General features: G+C 53.5%; 12 protein-coding genes and 2 pseudogenes. 5 read left to right on the top strand and 9 right to left on the bottom strand.

Features of this window, described 5'->3' with window-relative positions:
• A partial coding sequence (locus CFLAV_RS27080) for a GH32 C-terminal domain-containing protein (RefSeq protein WP_040550394.1) occupies positions 1 to 481 on the top strand: 481 nt, incomplete at its 5' end.
• 24 nt (positions 482 to 505) lie between these two features.
• On the opposite strand, the gene CFLAV_RS27085 is transcribed toward CFLAV_RS27080, so the two are convergent.
• A complete protein-coding gene (locus tag CFLAV_RS27085; protein WP_007418088.1) occupies positions 506 to 2,089 on the bottom strand; it encodes an N-acyl-D-amino-acid deacylase family protein in 1,584 nt (527 codons plus the stop codon).
• 47 nt (positions 2,090 to 2,136) lie between these two features.
• Between CFLAV_RS27085 and CFLAV_RS27090 the strand changes: the two genes are divergently transcribed.
• Positions 2,137 to 2,883 carry a YqjF family protein gene (locus CFLAV_RS27090; RefSeq protein ID WP_007418089.1) on the top strand — a complete coding sequence of 249 codons (747 nt, stop codon included), beginning with the start codon at positions 2,137 to 2,139 and terminating at the stop codon, positions 2,881 to 2,883.
• A gap of 20 nt (positions 2,884 to 2,903) precedes the next feature.
• Here the strand turns inward: CFLAV_RS27090 and CFLAV_RS27095 are convergent, their stop codons facing one another.
• From CFLAV_RS27095 to sorA, 4 genes and pseudogenes are all read right to left on the bottom strand, one after another.
• Positions 2,904 to 3,374: a Uma2 family endonuclease gene (locus tag CFLAV_RS27095; RefSeq protein ID WP_007418090.1), complete on the bottom strand. Its 471-nt coding sequence runs from the start codon at positions 3,372 to 3,374 to the stop codon at positions 2,904 to 2,906.
• Positions 3,371 to 6,016 (bottom strand): annotated as a pseudogene (uvrA, locus tag CFLAV_RS27100) (excinuclease ABC subunit UvrA); the annotation flags it as partial. The gene CFLAV_RS27095 and the pseudogene uvrA (CFLAV_RS27100), both read right to left, overlap by 4 nt.
• Positions 6,017 to 6,070: 54 nt before the next feature.
• Positions 6,071 to 6,403 (bottom strand): SorB family sulfite dehydrogenase c-type cytochrome subunit, encoded by a 333-nt coding sequence (gene sorB / locus CFLAV_RS27105; protein ID WP_007418092.1) that lies wholly within the window; start codon positions 6,401 to 6,403, stop codon positions 6,071 to 6,073.
• A 7-nt stretch (positions 6,404 to 6,410) separates the two neighbouring features.
• Entirely contained in the window at positions 6,411 to 7,655 is a 1,245-nt protein-coding gene (gene sorA, locus CFLAV_RS27110; protein WP_007418093.1) for a SorA family sulfite dehydrogenase catalytic subunit, read from the bottom strand.
• Positions 7,656 to 7,743: 88 nt separating this feature from the next.
• Between sorA and CFLAV_RS27115 the strand changes: the two genes are divergently transcribed.
• Positions 7,744 to 8,016, top strand: coding sequence for a heavy-metal-associated domain-containing protein (locus CFLAV_RS27115; RefSeq protein WP_160164672.1), 273 nt, complete (start codon positions 7,744 to 7,746; stop codon positions 8,014 to 8,016).
• Positions 8,017 to 8,051: 35 nt separating this feature from the next.
• Here the strand turns inward: CFLAV_RS27115 and uvrA (CFLAV_RS27120) are convergent.
• A pseudogene (uvrA, locus tag CFLAV_RS27120) lies at positions 8,052 to 11,168 on the bottom strand (excinuclease ABC subunit UvrA); the annotation flags it as partial.
• A 332-nt stretch (positions 11,169 to 11,500) separates the two neighbouring features.
• Here uvrA (CFLAV_RS27120) and CFLAV_RS27125 point away from each other — a divergent pair.
• On the top strand, positions 11,501 to 12,676 hold the full coding sequence (locus CFLAV_RS27125; RefSeq protein WP_007418096.1) for an NADH:flavin oxidoreductase/NADH oxidase: 1,176 nt from the start codon (positions 11,501 to 11,503) through the stop codon (positions 12,674 to 12,676).
• Positions 12,677 to 12,691: 15 nt separating this feature from the next.
• On the opposite strand, the gene CFLAV_RS27130 is transcribed toward CFLAV_RS27125, so the two are convergent.
• The gene (locus CFLAV_RS27130; protein WP_007418097.1) at positions 12,692 to 13,540 is read right to left on the bottom strand and encodes a type II secretion system protein; all 849 of its coding nucleotides are present in this window, start codon (positions 13,538 to 13,540) and stop codon (positions 12,692 to 12,694) included.
• Between the two features lie 206 nt (positions 13,541 to 13,746).
• On the opposite strand from CFLAV_RS27130, the gene CFLAV_RS27135 reads away from it, so the two are divergent.
• On the top strand, positions 13,747 to 14,358 hold the full coding sequence (locus tag CFLAV_RS27135; protein ID WP_007418098.1) for a helix-turn-helix domain-containing protein: 612 nt from the start codon (positions 13,747 to 13,749) through the stop codon (positions 14,356 to 14,358).
• Positions 14,359 to 14,378: 20 nt separating this feature from the next.
• Here the strand turns inward: CFLAV_RS27135 and CFLAV_RS27140 are convergent, their stop codons facing one another.
• Together CFLAV_RS27140 and CFLAV_RS27145 are read right to left on the bottom strand one after the other, a co-directional pair.
• A complete protein-coding gene (locus CFLAV_RS27140) occupies positions 14,379 to 14,864 on the bottom strand; it encodes a P-loop nucleotide/nucleoside kinase family protein (protein WP_007418099.1) in 486 nt (161 codons plus the stop codon).
• 77 nt (positions 14,865 to 14,941) lie between these two features.
• Positions 14,942 to 16,126, bottom strand: coding sequence for a glycine C-acetyltransferase (locus tag CFLAV_RS27145; protein WP_007418100.1), 1,185 nt, complete (start codon positions 16,124 to 16,126; stop codon positions 14,942 to 14,944).
• Positions 16,127 to 16,138: the final 12 nt, after the last annotated feature.

Raw genomic sequence — 16,138 nt, forward strand, 5'->3', positions numbered from 1 at the left:
TCCCTGCGAACTCACGCTACGAAGCACTCCGAACGGTCCCCGTTTATATCGTCAACCCATTCGCGAAATTGCAATGCTTCACAAAGGGCAGGATGCCTGGACGAATCGCGTTTTGAAGGCCAATGAAGTGCTGCCGTTGGAGCCTTCAGGTCGTTTGTTTCACATTAAAGCGGAGGTCGAAATTCCAGAAGGAGCCAGGCTCACTTTTAACATACGAGGCATCCCGGTCGTTCTGACTCCGAAGTCGATCGAGTCCGGCACCGGCCCGGTTTCCGTCATGGGGCGAATAAAGTCGGTGGAGATTTTAGTGGATCGTGCCTCGATCGAGGCGTTTGTGAATGAGGGTGAAATTTCATCCACCAGGTTCGTGCTGCCAAATGAAAACGGCCTTTCCGTGAAAGCAGACGGCGGTTCCGTGACCATTCAGTCACTCTCCGTATATACACTCAACTCAGCCTGGAAGGACGGAATCGGAGATTAGCAGGCTGCCCCGAAGTACGGGCACTTATTGTATGCTGGGGGTGTGACGCAGGGCCTTGCCTGGGCGCTCGCCGGTAAGTTCGCCGTTTTTGATGACTGCCACACCATTTACGATCACGAACGGGATACCCGAGGGATAATGGTGAGGTTCCTTGTAGGTGGCGTTATCTTGAACTTTTTCGGGATCGAAAATGGTGAGGTCGGCCCAGTTGCCTTCCCGCAACTGGCCGCGATCCTTGAATTGGAAGGTCTGGGCGGGAAGCGTCGTCATTTTGCGAATGGCATCTTCCAGCTTGAGGGTGTGAGTCTCGCGAACATAGCGCGCAAGCACACGGGGATTGTTGCCATAACCGCGCGGATGGGGCACGCCTTTGCCGAACTCGCGCAGGCCGCTATCACAAGCAATCATGGTGTTGGGTTGACTCATAAAAATCTGGAGATCCTTTTCATTGATGCCATGAAACACTCCCGAGGCGCCGCCATTGCTCTCGATTTCCAGGATCATTTCGATCTGATCATCCAGGGAGTCAGAACCGCGCTTGGCTTTGGCGGCTTCGGTTATATCAAGGCCTTGTAACGACCGGTCGTGCTTATATTCGGCAATGAATGCGTATGAGTAATTATCTCGTCCATGCTCTTTCAGGCTGGCCTTCATTTTGGCAATGATGGCGGACTTCTGTTCGGGATCCTTAATGCGTTCCCGGAATTTTTCGTGACCGCCTTCGCGGGCAGTATCAGGCACAAGCTGGCTCATGCCGGTGCTGGAGGCATCGTAACTGTATTCGTCCTGGGTGATGTCGAGACCTTCGGCACGGGCATTTTCGATGGCGGCAATTACTTTTTCGGTCTGTCCCCAGACTGAATTGCCGGAGAGTTTGATGTGGGAAACTTCAGCGCGAATATGGGCTTCCCGGGCAATGCGGAAGAGTTCATTCAACGACTTGTAAATGCCGGTGCCTTCATCGCGCATATGACTGGCATAGATGCCATCATACTTCGAAGCCACTTTGGCGAGTTCGATGATTTCCTCGGTTTTGGCAAAGGTTCCGGGCAGATAAATCAACCCGGTGGAAAGGCCCACCGCGCCATCCCGCATCGCCTGATCGACATAACCCTCCATTTTGTCCAGTTCCTGCGGAGTTGGCGGACGCATGAAGGAACCGCCCATGGCTTTTCCGCGCACGGTTCCGTGGCCGATGAGGGAGGCAACGTTGAGTGCAGCGTTGGTGGCTTCTATGTTTTTGAAAAGGTTGCCGATATTCAGCTCTGAAGCCCCGCAGTTGCCCACCACAATCGTGGTGACACCCATGCGGATGAAATTTTCCGCATATGGCATTTCGGCAACCTCGTCAGCGTGGGTATGCACGTCGATAAATCCAGGAGCCACAATCAGGCCTTTCGCGTCAATTTCCCGTTTCGCATCGCCATCGATTCTGCCGATGGCGGCGATGTGGCCATTGGTGACTGCAACATCAGCAAAGTAGGCGGGATTGCCCGTGCCATCCACCACGCGACCGTGCCGCACGATAAGATCGTAAGTTTCGGCCTGCGCCAAAGGACCACAGATGAGAACCAAAGTGACGGCGAAAATGCGTGGAACCAATTTCATGGCATGACTATTAGCAATTCCGGTTTCGAAACGCTACTGTTTAAGCAATGGAATCCTCCAGTATAGGTAAAGTGCCAATTCGCGAGCGGACGTTTCTTACGGCTGAATGGCGTTATCTTGCCATGTTGAATTACGAGTTCGATCCGGAAATCTTGCGTCCTTATGTGCCCATGGGAACCGAACTGGATTCGTGGGACGGTAAAACTTATGTGAGCATGGTAGCCTTCCTGTTTCAAAAGACGAGGGTGCGCGGCCTTGCCATCCCATTCCATGAGAATTTTGAAGAAATCAATTTGCGCTTTTACGTGCGACGGAAAGGGCCGGAAGGCTGGAGACGTGGGGTGGTGTTCATTGCGGAAATTGTTCCACGTTTTGCGATCGCCGCAGTTGCCCGGCTGTTTTACAACGAAAACTACGTGGCGCTGCCGACTCGACATAAACTTGATCTTACGAAACCGAATCCAACGACAGATTACGAATGGCGATTTCAAGGTTGCTGGAATCGCATTCATTTGAAGACAGAAGGGAGTGCCCAGTTGGTGGAAGAAGGGGCGTTGGAGGAATTCATTACCGAGCATTATTGGGGATACGCCGCGCAGAAAAATGGAGGTTGCGTGGAGTATCGAGTTGAGCATCCGAAATGGCGGGTCTGGCAGGCGGAAGAAGCGCTATTGGAATGTAGTGTGAAGGGGCTCTACGGTGAAAAGTTTGTGCCGTTCCTGAATGCCAAGCCGAGTTCTGCTTTTCTAGCAGAAGGATCGGAGGTGACAGTATACGGTGGGAGGAGGATTTGAGCGGTCCTAATGAAAGGGACCTACGCTTTAAACAACTCTGACATGGCGTATTGAAAATCCGGCAGCAGAGGGTCGGAAAGAACGTCGCGGACTGCCAGAATCTGCTTGAGTGTCAATCCATACTGCCCGGCATGATAAACTTCAACGTTGTTGTAACGCGGGTCAACCATCCAGAGTCTGGGGATTTTAATTTCTTCGTAGAGGGATTTTTTCGTCACGGTATCCCAGCGATGATCCTCCGGGCTGACGATTTCCACGACCAGGAAAGGCTTTTGGTTGGCGGCCATGACGAGCGTCAGATCTGGAGCGACTTCGGTGTCAAGCGACAGAGCGATCCGAGTGCGAGGTGACAGCAGTTGCACCACGGAGCCATTTCCGACACTGGTCGCGACACGATCGTGCAAGCGTTTACAAATCTCCTCGTGGCGAGGTCCGGGTGGCGGTCGCAAACAGATTTCTCCGCCAAACAATTCTTCGTAAGGCTTGCTCATTTTCCGGCCAGGAGCGTACGTAAAAACTGCCCGGTATGCGAGCGTTTGTTGCGCGCGACTTCCTCCGGTGTGCCTTGCGAAACAATCGTTCCGCCTTCCTGTCCACCCTCGGGGCCAAGATCGATGACCCAGTCGGATTCGGCGATCAGGTCGAGGTTATGCTCAATGACGATTACCGAATGACCGGCATCGACGAGGCGCTGGATAACGTCGACGAGACGTTTTACATCGGCCATGTGCAGTCCGATGGTGGGCTCCTCCAGAATGAAGAGATTGCGTTTTGGGACGCGTTCGAACTGATCCGGCTCCCTCAATCCCGTGAGCAGATGGCTGACGAGCTTGACGCGTTGCGCTTCACCGCCGCTAAGTGTGGGGCTGGTCTGGCCGAGCTTGATGTAGCCGAGGCCGGTGTCGCACAAGGCCTGGAGCGGGCGTTTGATTTTTTGGAAGGCGGTGAAGAACTCCATCGCTTCTTCCACGGACATTTCCAGCACTTGTGCGATGTTCTTGCCGCTAAATTCAATGTCGAGCGTCTCGCGATTAAAACGGCAGCCTTCACATACTTCACAACGCACAAATGCAGGCGGCAGAAAATTCATCTCCATTTTGATGATGCCAGCTCCCTCGCATTCAGGGCAACGGCCTTGCGCGCTATTGAAGGAAAAACGGCTGGAGGTGTAACCACGCAGACGGGCTTCCGGGATCTGGGCGAAGAGATCGCGGATTACGTTAAAGAAGCCGACATACGTCGCTGGAGTCGAGCGGGGCGTGCGGCCAATAGGTGATTGGTCCACCTCGTACACGGCCTGCAACAAATCATGGCCGGACAAGTTGGAAACTTTGGCGCCGGATTTACGACCTTTGATGGCAGCATCGGCAGCGGGTAGAAGGCATTCGCGGATCAACGTGCTTTTACCAGAGCCGCTCACACCCGTGACTGTCACAAAGCGGTTCAAAGGAAAATGAACCGTCAGATTTTTTAAATTGTGGACGGAGGCGTTGCGGATGGTGAGCCAGAGATTCTTGACGGTCCTTTTAGCGGGATCACCGACCGGGCGTCGTTGGCCGCGCGCAGGATAACCGGTTTTAGCGCGGAGACATTTGCCAGTAACGGAATCAGGATGGCGCATCAGCTCTTCCAACGTGCCGCTGGCAACCACAGTCCCGCCATGAACGCCAGCACCCGGACCGAGATCGATTACGTGATCAGCGCGGCGCATCGTTTCTTCATCGTGCTCAACAACGATGACAGAATTGCCGCGCGATTTCAGAGATTGGAGAGCGTTAAGGAGTTGCTCGTTGTCGCGGGCGTGGAGGCCGATGGTTGGTTCGTCGAGGACGTAGAGCACGCCGCTGAGATTCGATCCAAGCTGTGCGGAGAGGCGAATGCGCTGGGTTTCACCGCCGGAGAGCGTGGGAACGCCGCGGCCGAGCTGGAGATAGCCAAGGCCGACTTCGGCAAGAAACTTTAGCCGCTCGCTGATTTCCGGCATGATGTCGCGGGCGATCAAGGCTTCGTGGTTCTTGAATTTTACCTTCCGAAAGAATTGTTCCGCCTGCTCGACAGACATGGAGGCGACAGTGTCAATGCTGGGAGGCGGTTCGCTTACGCGGAGGCGGACGGCGCGGGCTATGGGATTCAAGCGGGCGCCATTACAGTCGGGACACAACTCGCGATTTCCTTCCTGCCATTCGAACCACGATTCCTCAATAGCATCAGCGCGGGCGCCACGGTCGACGTCAGGCAAATAAAAGAGTTCGCCAAAGCCGCGGCATTTTGGACACCAACCTTGAGAGGAATTATAGCTGAACATCTTTGGGTCGAGGGGCCCAAAGGAGCGGCTGCATTTGGGGCAGGCACGTTCCGTCGAATGCACCGAAAGTTTGCCATGATTATCGAGGGCGAAGAGAATGCCGTGACCAAGCTTCAAGGTTTCATCAATGAGCATTTGGGGCGGACGCGCAGTTTTGGCTGGCTTGCGTTCCAACACGCCGACGATGATTTCCACATCATGTTCGCGGAAACGATCGAGGCGCAGGCGTTCGCTGGTCTGGTAAATTTTTCCATCGGCACGGATTTCCTTGTAGCCATGCTTGGCAGCCCATTCCGCGACGTCGGTGTGAAAACCTTTGCGGTTACGAACGACAGGGGCGAGCAGGAGGAGGTCGCCACGTTTTTTCTGTTCGGTTTGCAGACCCTTGCCAAGTTGGTCGCGAGTCTGGGCTTCGACCGGGATTTGGCAATCAGGGCAGTATTGGGTTCCCAAACGGGCGAAAAGCAGACGGATAAAGTGGTAAATTTCGGTAACCGTGGCGACCGTGCTCTTGCCACCGCCGCGGCTGTTACGTTGTTCGATGCTGACCGTGGGTGGAATACCGGTAATGAGGTCGACGTCGGGACGCGACAGTTGATCCACGAACTGGCGGGCGTAGACATTCATGGAATCGAGGAAGCGACGCTGGCCTTCCGCAAAAATGAGGTCAAAGGCGAGAGTGCTCTTGCCTGAGCCACTGACGCCAGTAATAACGACAAATTGATTACGAGGAATGGTGAGCGAGAGATTCTTTAAATTGTGCTCGCGTGCACCATGAATGAAAATAGCGTTTTGCGCTTCCGGGAAATGATCAGTTCCATCAAACACCTTGTGAAAATAACATAGGTATATGGTTTGGCAAAAGAATGGAGGCTGATTTCTTTACTTTGTAGATGGTTGATTCGTAGGGTTTTCCTTGCCGTAGTTGACGGTCAGATAATCCACCAGTTGATCGACATTGTTGGTCGAGATGGGAGCGCCGTATTTCTGCTTCATTTTGTTTACCTCGGCAGTCCAGACGGTGCGGGTGAGACGGGGTTGGGTGCTGATGTAATCGGCGGAATGGCAGAGCAGGCATTGGCTGGTGACCAGTTCGGAACCAGGGCCGGGCTTTAGTTTGGCCGTCTCGGGCGGGAGGGTGAATTTTGTTTCGGCGGCGTCAGCGATGAAGCAGAGTGCGGCCAGCGCGGCGAGAGGGAAAAGTTTAAGTTTCATAGGCGGTTTAGGAAACAGAAACGCGGGTGATTTCGACGACATTGCGCATGTAACCGGCAGGATTCCAGAGCGGTTCCATCGGCTGCGATTGGCCGATGCGATTCGTGGCTTTGACTTTTAATTCGTAACTCCCTACCTTGGCGGGACCAAAAGGAATGGTCCATTCGCGGAAGGAATATTTGCCCAAGTCCTTGCCGAGCTCCGCTTCGCGCCAATTTTTGCCACCGTCTTCAGAAAAAAGAATTTCACGGATACCATAGCCGCCGTCGAAGGCGATGCCTTTGACGATACTGGTTTGGGCAGACCTGAGTTTTGCTCCTTCGGCAAGGCTGGTAATGAATGAGCGGACGTTATAGCGGTTGATGGGAATGGTCTTTTTGGGAGTGGTGCCGGGTTCGACGCAGGCGCAGGAATTGTCCGGGATGCGGTAGGCGGGATTCATCCAGAATCCGTTGAACGGTTCGTCTATGACTGTGATTTCATTGAGATGCTTCACCCAATAAGTGCCGTAGTGGCCAGGCACGACGAGTCGCAGAGGGTATCCGTTGAGCCAGGGTAAATCCTCGTCATTCATTTCGTACGCAAGCATCACTTCGCCGTCCAGTGCCTGTTCCACATCGAGTGCTTTGACGAAATCAGGAGTATTGGGGAGGAGCGGCTTATCCATGCCGTTGAAGGTGACTTGCTTTGCTCCTTCTGAAACGCCGCATTTTTCCAGCACGTCCTTGAGGCGAACACCTTTCCAACGAGCATTGCCCATGGCGCCGTTGCCGAGTTGGCCACCAGGGACGCGAGGTTGAAAGAACCCGCGGCTGTTTCCAGAGCATTGGTTTACCGCGACAATTTCGACGGGTTCAAATTGGGATTTCAAATCCGCGACAGAAAGTTCAGCGGCGTTCTTCACCTTGCCCTTGATCTGCACCTTGAAATTTTCCAACTGATTTGCACTGGGGGGCGAGAGCGTCAGATGATAGCGAACAAAGAAGGCGTCGTTGGGAGTGATGACGCCCTCGTTGAAGACGGAAAAAGGAGTTTCAAGTTGAGGCGGACGAGTGGTCTGGCGAATCAGTGGACGTTTTTGCGGGTATTTGACGAGCGGACGTTCACCGTTTTCGAAAGGGAGAGAGATGGTATCGTCGGCAGCGAGAGCAGAGCTGCCGCCCAGGAAACCAAGCGCGCTGAGCATGCCCGCAGCTTGCAAAAAACGACGGCGCGACAGGGGCGTTCGCGTTGGATCGGAAGGATTGCGCATAATGAAATGATAAATCCTTGGAGAAACGGATTAAAGGAAAAATTTGCGCAGGCCATTTTCCTCCATCATGTTAGGAACAGAGGATGATATGGACAAGAAGAACATAGCGAACCTGAGTCCGGAAGAGAGGCTGCTGGAGACGCATGTCATTGAGATTGACGGAATGACATGCGATAGCTGCGTGAACATCATCAACGACGCCTTACAGGCAGTTGACGGGGTGAAAGAGGTGCGCGTTGACCGGCCAAATCGCAGGGTTCATGTAACTTACGACAGCAGCAAAACGAATATTCCCGCGTTGCACGATGTGCTGCTGGACCATGGATATCGGCCGACTATATTTGCCGAACCAGCTCGTTGACCCACTTAGCCCGGGTGTTCGCCGGCAAGCTCTGCTTTGAGAGCTTGTCCAGTATGGCTTTTCGCACAAGCTGCCACTTCTTCGGGCGTCCCTTCAGCAACGATCTCTCCGCCGCGGTCCCCGGCATCAGGGCCAAGATCAATGACCCAATCCGCGGATTTAATCACATCGAGATTGTGCTCTATGATGACCACGGAATGCCTGGCATCCACCAGGCGTTGAAAAACCTTGAGCAACACGCGGACATCGTCGAAATGCAAGCCAGTAGTTGGTTCGTCAAACAGAAAAAGTGTGGGTTTGGTGTCCCCGGCACTGGAATGACTGAACTCCGCGAGATGGCGAACCAGTTTCAACCGCTGACTTTCACCGCCGGACAATGTGTTAATGGGTTGCCCCACCCGGAGGTAACCCAGGCCAACGTCCTGTAGTAACTTCAAACTTTGTGCCGCGCGGCTGGCGGCTTTTGAATCGAGAAACTGCGACAGAAAATCGACAGCTTCGTCCACGGTGGCATCCAGTAAATCGGCAATGCTCATCTCCCTGCTGCGCGAGTCTGCATTGGCGGCGTTGCTGGAAACCAAAGGGGGTTGCACCTTAATTTCCAAAATGTGAGGACGATAACGACGGCCATTGCACTCGGGGCATTTGATAAAGACATCGCTCAGGAACTGCATTTCAATTTTCTCAAAGCCGGCTCCACGGCAGCGTTCGCACTGACCCTGGCCGGAGTTGAAACTGAACGCGCTGGAATTCAAACCACGTTGCCTGGCAAGTTCAGACTGGGCAAAAACATCGCGGATATCATCGAAGGCCCCGATATAGACTGCGGGATTGGAGCGAGGCGTTTTGCCGAGGATGGATTGGTCCACGAGCACGACGCGACCGAGTGACTCTGAACCTGTGAGGGTGGGGGTGTGGCCGTTACCAAGTTGCGTGTTGCGTGTTGCGTGCTCCGTTTCCTCGTTGTCCTCCGATTCACTGGGGGATGATTCCGGCTCATTCAGGCTGGAGCTGAGCAATGGCAGCAGGACTTCGCGGGCAAGGGTGGTTTTGCCCGAACCGCTGACGCCAGTGATGCAAACGAACCGCTCCAATGGGATTCTTACAGTGAGATCCTGCAAGTTGTGTTGAATAGCATGAGCAAGCGTTAAAAAAGATGTCTTTGCGGGTTCGGCAGCAGCCTGGCCGCGGCCGTTCCTGGTGGGTTTGGCCCCTTTGGTCTCAAGGCGCACGTGGCGACGTTGAGGAAGCGGGATATCGCGCGTGCCGCTGAGGTATTGGCCGGTCAACGAAACGGGAGATTTGAGAATATCAGTGTATGAACCTTGAAAGACGACCTGACCACCGGTGGCACCGTGGCCGGGGCCAATGTCGATGATTTGATCTGCCGCACGCATCACGCTCGCTTCGTGTTCCACGACCACGACGGTGTTGCCGGCATTCCGGAGCTGTTCCAGAATATTGACCAGCCGCCCTGTATCGCGTGGATGCAATCCGACGCTCGGTTCATCCAGTACGAAAAGCGTGTTCACGAGCCGTGTGCCGAGACAAGTGGTCAAATTCACACGTTCTGTTTCACCACCGGAAAGGGAGCGGGTGGGGCGGTCCAAGGTTAGATAACCGAGCCCGACGTTGTTGAGGTAACCGAGGCGGGCACGGACTTCGTTAAAGATCAGACCCAGTGGGCTGGAAGGTTTGACATTGTGCCTCGTTGAGAGTTCTTCGATGAAAGCCAGGGCATCGCGTAATGGCAGACGATAAAAGTCGGAGAGCGTGATCAATGAAGTTTGGCTTGAGCCATTGGAAGGGGCATTCCGTGGGGAAAATTTGCTCTGAACTTTATAGAGCAGGGTTTCCGCCTGGAACCTCTGGCCATGACAATCGGGACAAAGCACATATGAACGATAGCGCGAGAGCAGAACGCGGACATGCATCTTGTAGGCTTTAGACTCGAGCCAGCGGAAATAACCTTTGATGCCATACCAGGCGCGAGGCCATTCATGCATGGAATCCTTGCCATAGTCCTTATCGCCATTGATAACCCAATCCTGAAATCCCGCTGGCAAATCCTTGAATCGAACATCGGTCGGAACGCGACGAGTTCGGCAAAATTTCATCAAATCGGCCTGTGACTCTGCGCCTTGACCGGTCTGCCATGGCTTCACGGCACCTTCGGCGAGCGTCTTGGTTTTGTCAGGTAACGCCAGGTCGTAATCGATGGTGATGGTGCGACCAAAACCACGGCAGGTGGGACAGGCACCGATCGGGTGATTAAAGCTGAAGAGAGCCGTGGAAGACTCTTTATAATCGATGTCACAGGTGGCGCAATGGAGCTTGTTGGAGAAAGGTCGAATGTGGCGTATTGCGTGTTGCGTGTCAGTGGACTCAGCGGTCACGTAATGCAGGGAAAGTTTTCCTTTGCCAAAATGGTAGGCCTGCTCACAGGCTTCAACAAAACGCGCGCGGTTTTCTCTGGCAATTTTGACGCGATCTTGAATGACCGTGACCGTTTCTGGCTTTACCCGGCGTAAAAGGTCGGTTGCTTCCTCCAGACGCACAACTTTGTTGTTCACCAGGAGCCGTTGATACCCTTGTTTGCTAATCAGCGCGAGCGATTCATCGAGTGAAAGCTTTTCGGAAATGGGCAATGCAAAGGTTACCAACACTTCGTCAACCTTCGCTCCATTGTCCCTGGTTTTTTGTTCGGCAGAAAGCGTTTCCCAGATCCGCTGAGGCGGGTCCTTGCGGACGGGTTGATGGCATTGACGACAGTAGAGTTGTGAGACATGAGGCCAGAGCAGCTTCATGTAATCGCAGAGTTCGGTCATGGTGCCGACTGTGGATCGCGTGGTCTTGACGGAATTGCGCTGCTCAATGGCAATGGCGGGCGGAATGCCTTCGATGCTATCGACCTGGGGCTTGTCCATGCGGTCGAAAAACTGGCGGGCGTAAGGGGAAAAAGTTTCGATATAGCGGCGCTGGCCCTCAGCGAAGAGGGTGTCGAAAGCAAGCGAACTTTTGCCGGAGCCGCTAAGGCCAGTGATGACGATCAACTGATTTTGGGGCAGATCGAGATCAAAGTTTTTTAAATTGTTGTGCCGGACGCCGCGAAGACGAATTACAGCAGGTGCAACTACGGACTTTTTAGCCATTCAGGCAAAAATGTAATGGGGATTGGGCTTGTGTCAACCTTCTGAGAAACACCTCTTAAGACATCGCAAATAGCCGGGATGTATGGTGTTGAAGGGAATTATGGAGCATAATGATTGAAATGGCACGGGCGGGTGAATTCTTTATGCAACAGGAGTGGTTTTGCCTATTTAGATGACAACCCGAGGGCATAATAGATCGTGGATGTGCTAGGGTAATCGGTAGAGGAGTCGATAAAAATGGGCAAGAGGTGTTGCCGTCTTACAAGCCACTGAGGTGCTTATATCAATTTGACCAAGAGGAATCACAAACCAACCAGAATCAATATTCCATTATGAAAGAGCCCAAAACAATTCCCGAAGAACAACAAAGTTCCCACTTCACTGCGCATGGGTGCCGGACGGAAACGGCACATGATCGCGATGTTCCAGAAATTGACCTGCTCAGCCCGCTAACAATCCGGGACATTACTTTTCGCAACCGGATTGTAATGTCGCCGATGTGCCAGTATTCCGCCAAAGACGGGTTCGCGGACGATTGGCATCTGGTTCATCTAGGCAGCCGGGCGGTGGGGGGAGTCTCGTTGGTGATTGTTGAGGCGACGGCTGTGACGCCGGAAGGTCGTATTTCGCCCGGAGATGTGGGCATCTGGAGTGAGGACCATATCGAACCTCTGGCGCGCATTGCGAGATTTGTGCACAAGCAGGGAGCGATTGCCGGTATTCAACTGGCTCATGCCGGACGGAAGGGAAGTTGTGACGTTCCTTGGAAGGGAGGAAACCGTCTTAAAACCCGCGGGGAGGGAGGGTGGGATGTGGTTGCTCCAAGTCCGATTCCATTCGCAGCGTCAGACCCGCTGCCGATCGCGTTGGATATTGAAGGCATTAATGAGGTGGTAGCCATGTTCGAAGCCGCCGCAAAACGGGCGTTGAAAGCAGGGTTCAAGGTTCTGGAGATTCATTCGGCCCATGGCTATTTGTTGCATGAGTTTCTTTCGCCGCTCAGCAATCATCGCACGGACGAGTATGGCGGCAGCCTGGAAAATCGGATGCGATTGTTGTTGCGCGTGGCTGAAAGACTTCGCGGTTTTATGCCCGGCGAGTTGCCGCTTTTCGTGCGCATTTCCGGGACCGACTGGGTGGATGGTGGATGGGACATTGAGCAATCTGTCGAACTAGCTAAGCGCCTTAAGGCCTTGGGAGTGGATTTGATTGACGTCTCCTCCGGAGGAATAATTCCCGAAGCGCGCATCCCGGTGGGAAAAGGTTACCAAGTACCGCTGGCCCGACGCATCCGCGACGAAGCAAACATTAGAACTGGCGCGGTGGGACTGATTACTGAACCGCGGGAGGCAGACGAAATCATTACCAGTGGCGATGCCAATATGGTGTTCCTTGCACGGGAACTATTGCGTGAACCCTATTGGGCGTTGAAAGCCGAGCACGCTCTGGAGGAAGAGCCGCACTGGCCTGTGCCATATGGTTATGCGATCAAGCGGCGGGCAAAATGAGGATGCTTGTTGCAGTTACTGGTATGTACTTCGTTGATAAACCCAGGTGATATCGTCCTTCTCATTGGCGGGAACCGGCAGGGGAAGACTCACGCCGCCCTGTCTGTTTGGTTTCACGGTGCTGCCATTAAGCCATTTGTGAATCTCTGAGTGCCCGTCGGCAAATGAGAAGCCACAAGCCCGGTTGTGGTAGGAGGCGGGGAGATCGCTCCAGGCATTGAGTTCTGGCGGCCCATCGCCGGTGCAATAAACATACCAACCATCGTTGATGCTGTCGGGATGCTCATCCAGGAAAACAATTATTCCAGTGGGAGTACGAAAGTCGTTCATCTTCAAGAATTGCTGCCACGCGGGAAATAGATGTTGGGATGGAAGAAAGCTGGGGCCCGGGTTGCCAACAAAGGCGTTCATTGAAACACTGCGCACCCTTGCGCCGACCACGGGGGCTGTTGATTTATCTGCCGGACAATGATGGATGCCGACGCTCTTTCCCGTATATGGCGCCAGTTTACTTTGGGTTAGCAGGTTGAGATTGGTGTTTTGTGGATCAGCGCTCCAACTCATCACACCTTCCACCCAACCGCCCTGAGAGGTACCCGGTAAATTGGGAACGAGGACGTCGTTGTTATCCCCGGCGTACAGCAACCAGGCCAGGGTTAGTTGCTTGGTATTATTCATACAACCAGTGCCTTGGGCTTTCTCCTTCGCCTTGCTCAGGGCGGGGAGAAGGAGTCCGGCCAGAATGGCAATGATGGCGATCACGACGAGGAGTTCGATGAGGGTAAACGCGTTGCGTGTCTGGCGAAACGAGAGTATGGAGTCGAAGCTCGATGATTTATCACTTTCCAGATAATTGTTTTCCATATCAGTGTTCGATTAACCAGGAGACCGTTACAGCATTTCCATGGTGCCCGAAAAATGTCTCGCCGAAATGGCGGGAACGCTAATAGTTGTTGCCACGCCGGTCACAGTTGCAGTAAAAATCCGACAAAGCGGAAATGGCATTTATTAAAGTGAACCCAGTTTTTCCACTTTGCAAGAAATTTTTTCCAGTATAATAAACACACTCGATGACCAACGCAGCCAAAAAAGCAAAGGCCAAACCGGTTGGGACGACGCGGCCGGCAGATTCGACCAGCAACCATTTTTGCCGGCGTTTGAAACAGCTTAGAGCCGAGCGTGGCTGGTCCCTTGATTCGCTGGCGAACGCCTCCGGGGTCAGCCGGTCGATGATCAGCCAGGTGGAACGGAACCAGGCGAATCCCACACTGGCAGTGGCGTTCAGGATTGCACGCGCTTTTGGGATGTCCCTGGCAGAGTTGGTGGAAACACCCGAGGCGATGTCATCGGTGTTGGTGATTCGTGCCAGTGACCACGAATATCATTATCGGTCCGACAATGATTGCCAGATACGGACGCTTTCACCACTGCATCTGGAGAAAGATGTGGAGTTTTATGAGGTTCAATTAAAAGAAGGCGGGGCGTTGCGAAGTGCGCCGCATTTTGAGGGAACCCGGGAGTTTCTTACCGTCCAAAAGGGCAAAATCCGGGTGGAATCGGCCGGCGATGTCGAGGAATTGGAGCGGGGCGACTCTGCGCATTACCGGGCGGATGTGCCGCATGCCATTGTGAATATTGGCAAGGGCGAGGCGATGATATTTTTGGTGGATATTTATCGGTAGAGGATTATACCGCCACGGCATTAGTTTGTATCAATGCGAACCGCACCTTCGTCCGCTGCGGGAACTTCAAATACCTGATCGACCCACTCGAAGAGCCACTCGGGCACATGATAGGAAAAAGTTGAGCCGCGTTCCGCATTTCGTTTGTGCATCCGTTCCAGACGTTTGGTTCGGTCTGCCGAAAAGTGATACAGAGTCAAGGGCTGCTTCAACCCGGCCGCCCAGCCGCGAACAACATCGCGGTGGTCGCGCCTGAACGTGGGAATTTCAAGCACCACGTCACGGCTTTGAGCGATGTGGGTTTCCGACTGCTGAAGAATTCGAAGAATATGGGATTGAGATTGGTCGATGAGCCCTACCATGAAAGCAGGGTCGGGAGATGCGGGAAAAGCCGTTTGTACCAGTAATTCATCCAATGCAAAATGAATGGCATTACCTTCTTGAATGAGCTTTTTGGCATACGTTGTTTTGCCCGCTGCCGTGGGGCCACAAAGTAAATGTATCATGGTCTCGTGAGGCCGTTATACACTGACTTCGTGAGTACGGCTACCAAAACAACTGAGAGTAGTGGTATGACTTTGAATTAAATCCCAAGCTCCTGCTTTGCCTCAGAGAACTTGGAAATGGCGAATTCGAGATCTTCCAGGGAATGGGCGGCGGAAATTTGGGTGCGAATTCTGGCTTTGCCTTGCGGCACCACAGGATAGGAGAATCCAATCACGTAGACTCCTTTGCGCAACATCGCTTCCGAAACCCGGCCCGCGAGCGAGGCATCGCCCAGCATGATTGGTACGATCGGGTGAGTGCCGGGCAAAATATTAAAGCCGAGTTTGCTCATGCCTTCGCGGAAGTAAATAGTATTAGCTTCCAGCTTATCGCGCAGTTCCGTGCTTCTGGAGAGAAGTTCAAGTGCCTTCAAAGAACCGGCAACGATGGTGGGAGCGAGCGTGTTGGAAAAAAGATAGGGTCGCGAGCGCTGGCGCAGATACTCGATAATTTCCTTGCGGCCGCTGGTATAACCGCCGCTGGCGCCACCCAGGGCTTTGCCGAGTGTGCCGGTGATGATGTCGACGCGGTCCATGACGTTGTGATATTCATGAGTGCCGCGACCGCGTTTGCCGACGAAACCGACAGCGTGGGAATCATCCACCATTACCAGGGCATCATATTTTTCGGCGAGATCGCAGATTTTAGCGATGTTGGCGATGTAACCGTCCATGGAAAAGACTCCGTCGGTGGCAATCATGCGCGAGCGTGCGGTTTTGGCTTCCTGGAGTTTGGCTTCCAGGTCGGCCATGTCGTTATTTTTATAGCGAAAACGTTCGGCTTTGCAGAGGCGGATGCCATCGATGATGCTGGCGTGATTCAACTCGTCGGAAATAATGGCATCCTCTGCACTGAGGAGCGTTTCGAACAAGCCACCGTTGGCATCGAAACAAGAACTGTAAAGAATCGTATCTTCCGTGCCCAGGAATTCGCTGAGCTTTTTCTCGAGTTCCTTGTGAGGCGATTGGGTGCCGCAAATGAACCGGACCGAGGCGAGGCCGTAACCCCACTTATCCAATCCTTCATGCGCAGCCTTCAGGACATCCGGTTGGCAGGCGAGACCGAGATAATTATTGGCGCAGAGATTCAGCACGGCCGAGCTCTCAGTGACTCTGATGTGGGCTTTCTGAGGGGTGGTGATTGTGCGTTCTGATTTATAAAGGCCCTGGTTGCGAATATCCATGAGCTGATTCTGCAACCGCTCTTTTATTGCACCGTACATAATTTTTTTGGA

The sequence above is a fragment of the Pedosphaera parvula Ellin514 genome (genome assembly GCF_000172555.1).
Taxonomy (GTDB): Bacteria; Verrucomicrobiota; Verrucomicrobiia; order Limisphaerales; family Pedosphaeraceae; genus Pedosphaera.

Bases quoted from the DNA above. Each gene is read 5' to 3' on its own strand.
- CFLAV_RS27140 (WP_007418099.1), bottom strand. From the start codon at position 14,864: ATGATACATTTACTTTGTGGCCCCACGGCAGCGGGCAAAACAACGTAT.
- CFLAV_RS27125 (WP_007418096.1), top strand. From the start codon at position 11,501: ATGAAAGAGCCCAAAACAATTCCCGAAGAACAACAAAGTTCCCACTTC.
- CFLAV_RS27145 (WP_007418100.1), bottom strand. From the start codon at position 16,126: ATGTACGGTGCAATAAAAGAGCGGTTGCAGAATCAGCTCATGGATATT.
- CFLAV_RS27130 (WP_007418097.1), bottom strand. From the start codon at position 13,540: ATGGAAAACAATTATCTGGAAAGTGATAAATCATCGAGCTTCGACTCC.
- CFLAV_RS27095 (WP_007418090.1), bottom strand. From the start codon at position 3,374: ATGAGCAAGCCTTACGAAGAATTGTTTGGCGGAGAAATCTGTTTGCGA.
- CFLAV_RS27115 (WP_160164672.1), top strand. From the start codon at position 7,744: ATGGACAAGAAGAACATAGCGAACCTGAGTCCGGAAGAGAGGCTGCTG.
- CFLAV_RS27085 (WP_007418088.1), bottom strand. From the start codon at position 2,089: ATGAAATTGGTTCCACGCATTTTCGCCGTCACTTTGGTTCTCATCTGT.
- sorA (WP_007418093.1), bottom strand. From the start codon at position 7,655: ATGCGCAATCCTTCCGATCCAACGCGAACGCCCCTGTCGCGCCGTCGT.
- sorB (WP_007418092.1), bottom strand. From the start codon at position 6,403: ATGAAACTTAAACTTTTCCCTCTCGCCGCGCTGGCCGCACTCTGCTTC.
- CFLAV_RS27135 (WP_007418098.1), top strand. From the start codon at position 13,747: ATGACCAACGCAGCCAAAAAAGCAAAGGCCAAACCGGTTGGGACGACG.
- CFLAV_RS27090 (WP_007418089.1), top strand. From the start codon at position 2,137: ATGGAATCCTCCAGTATAGGTAAAGTGCCAATTCGCGAGCGGACGTTT.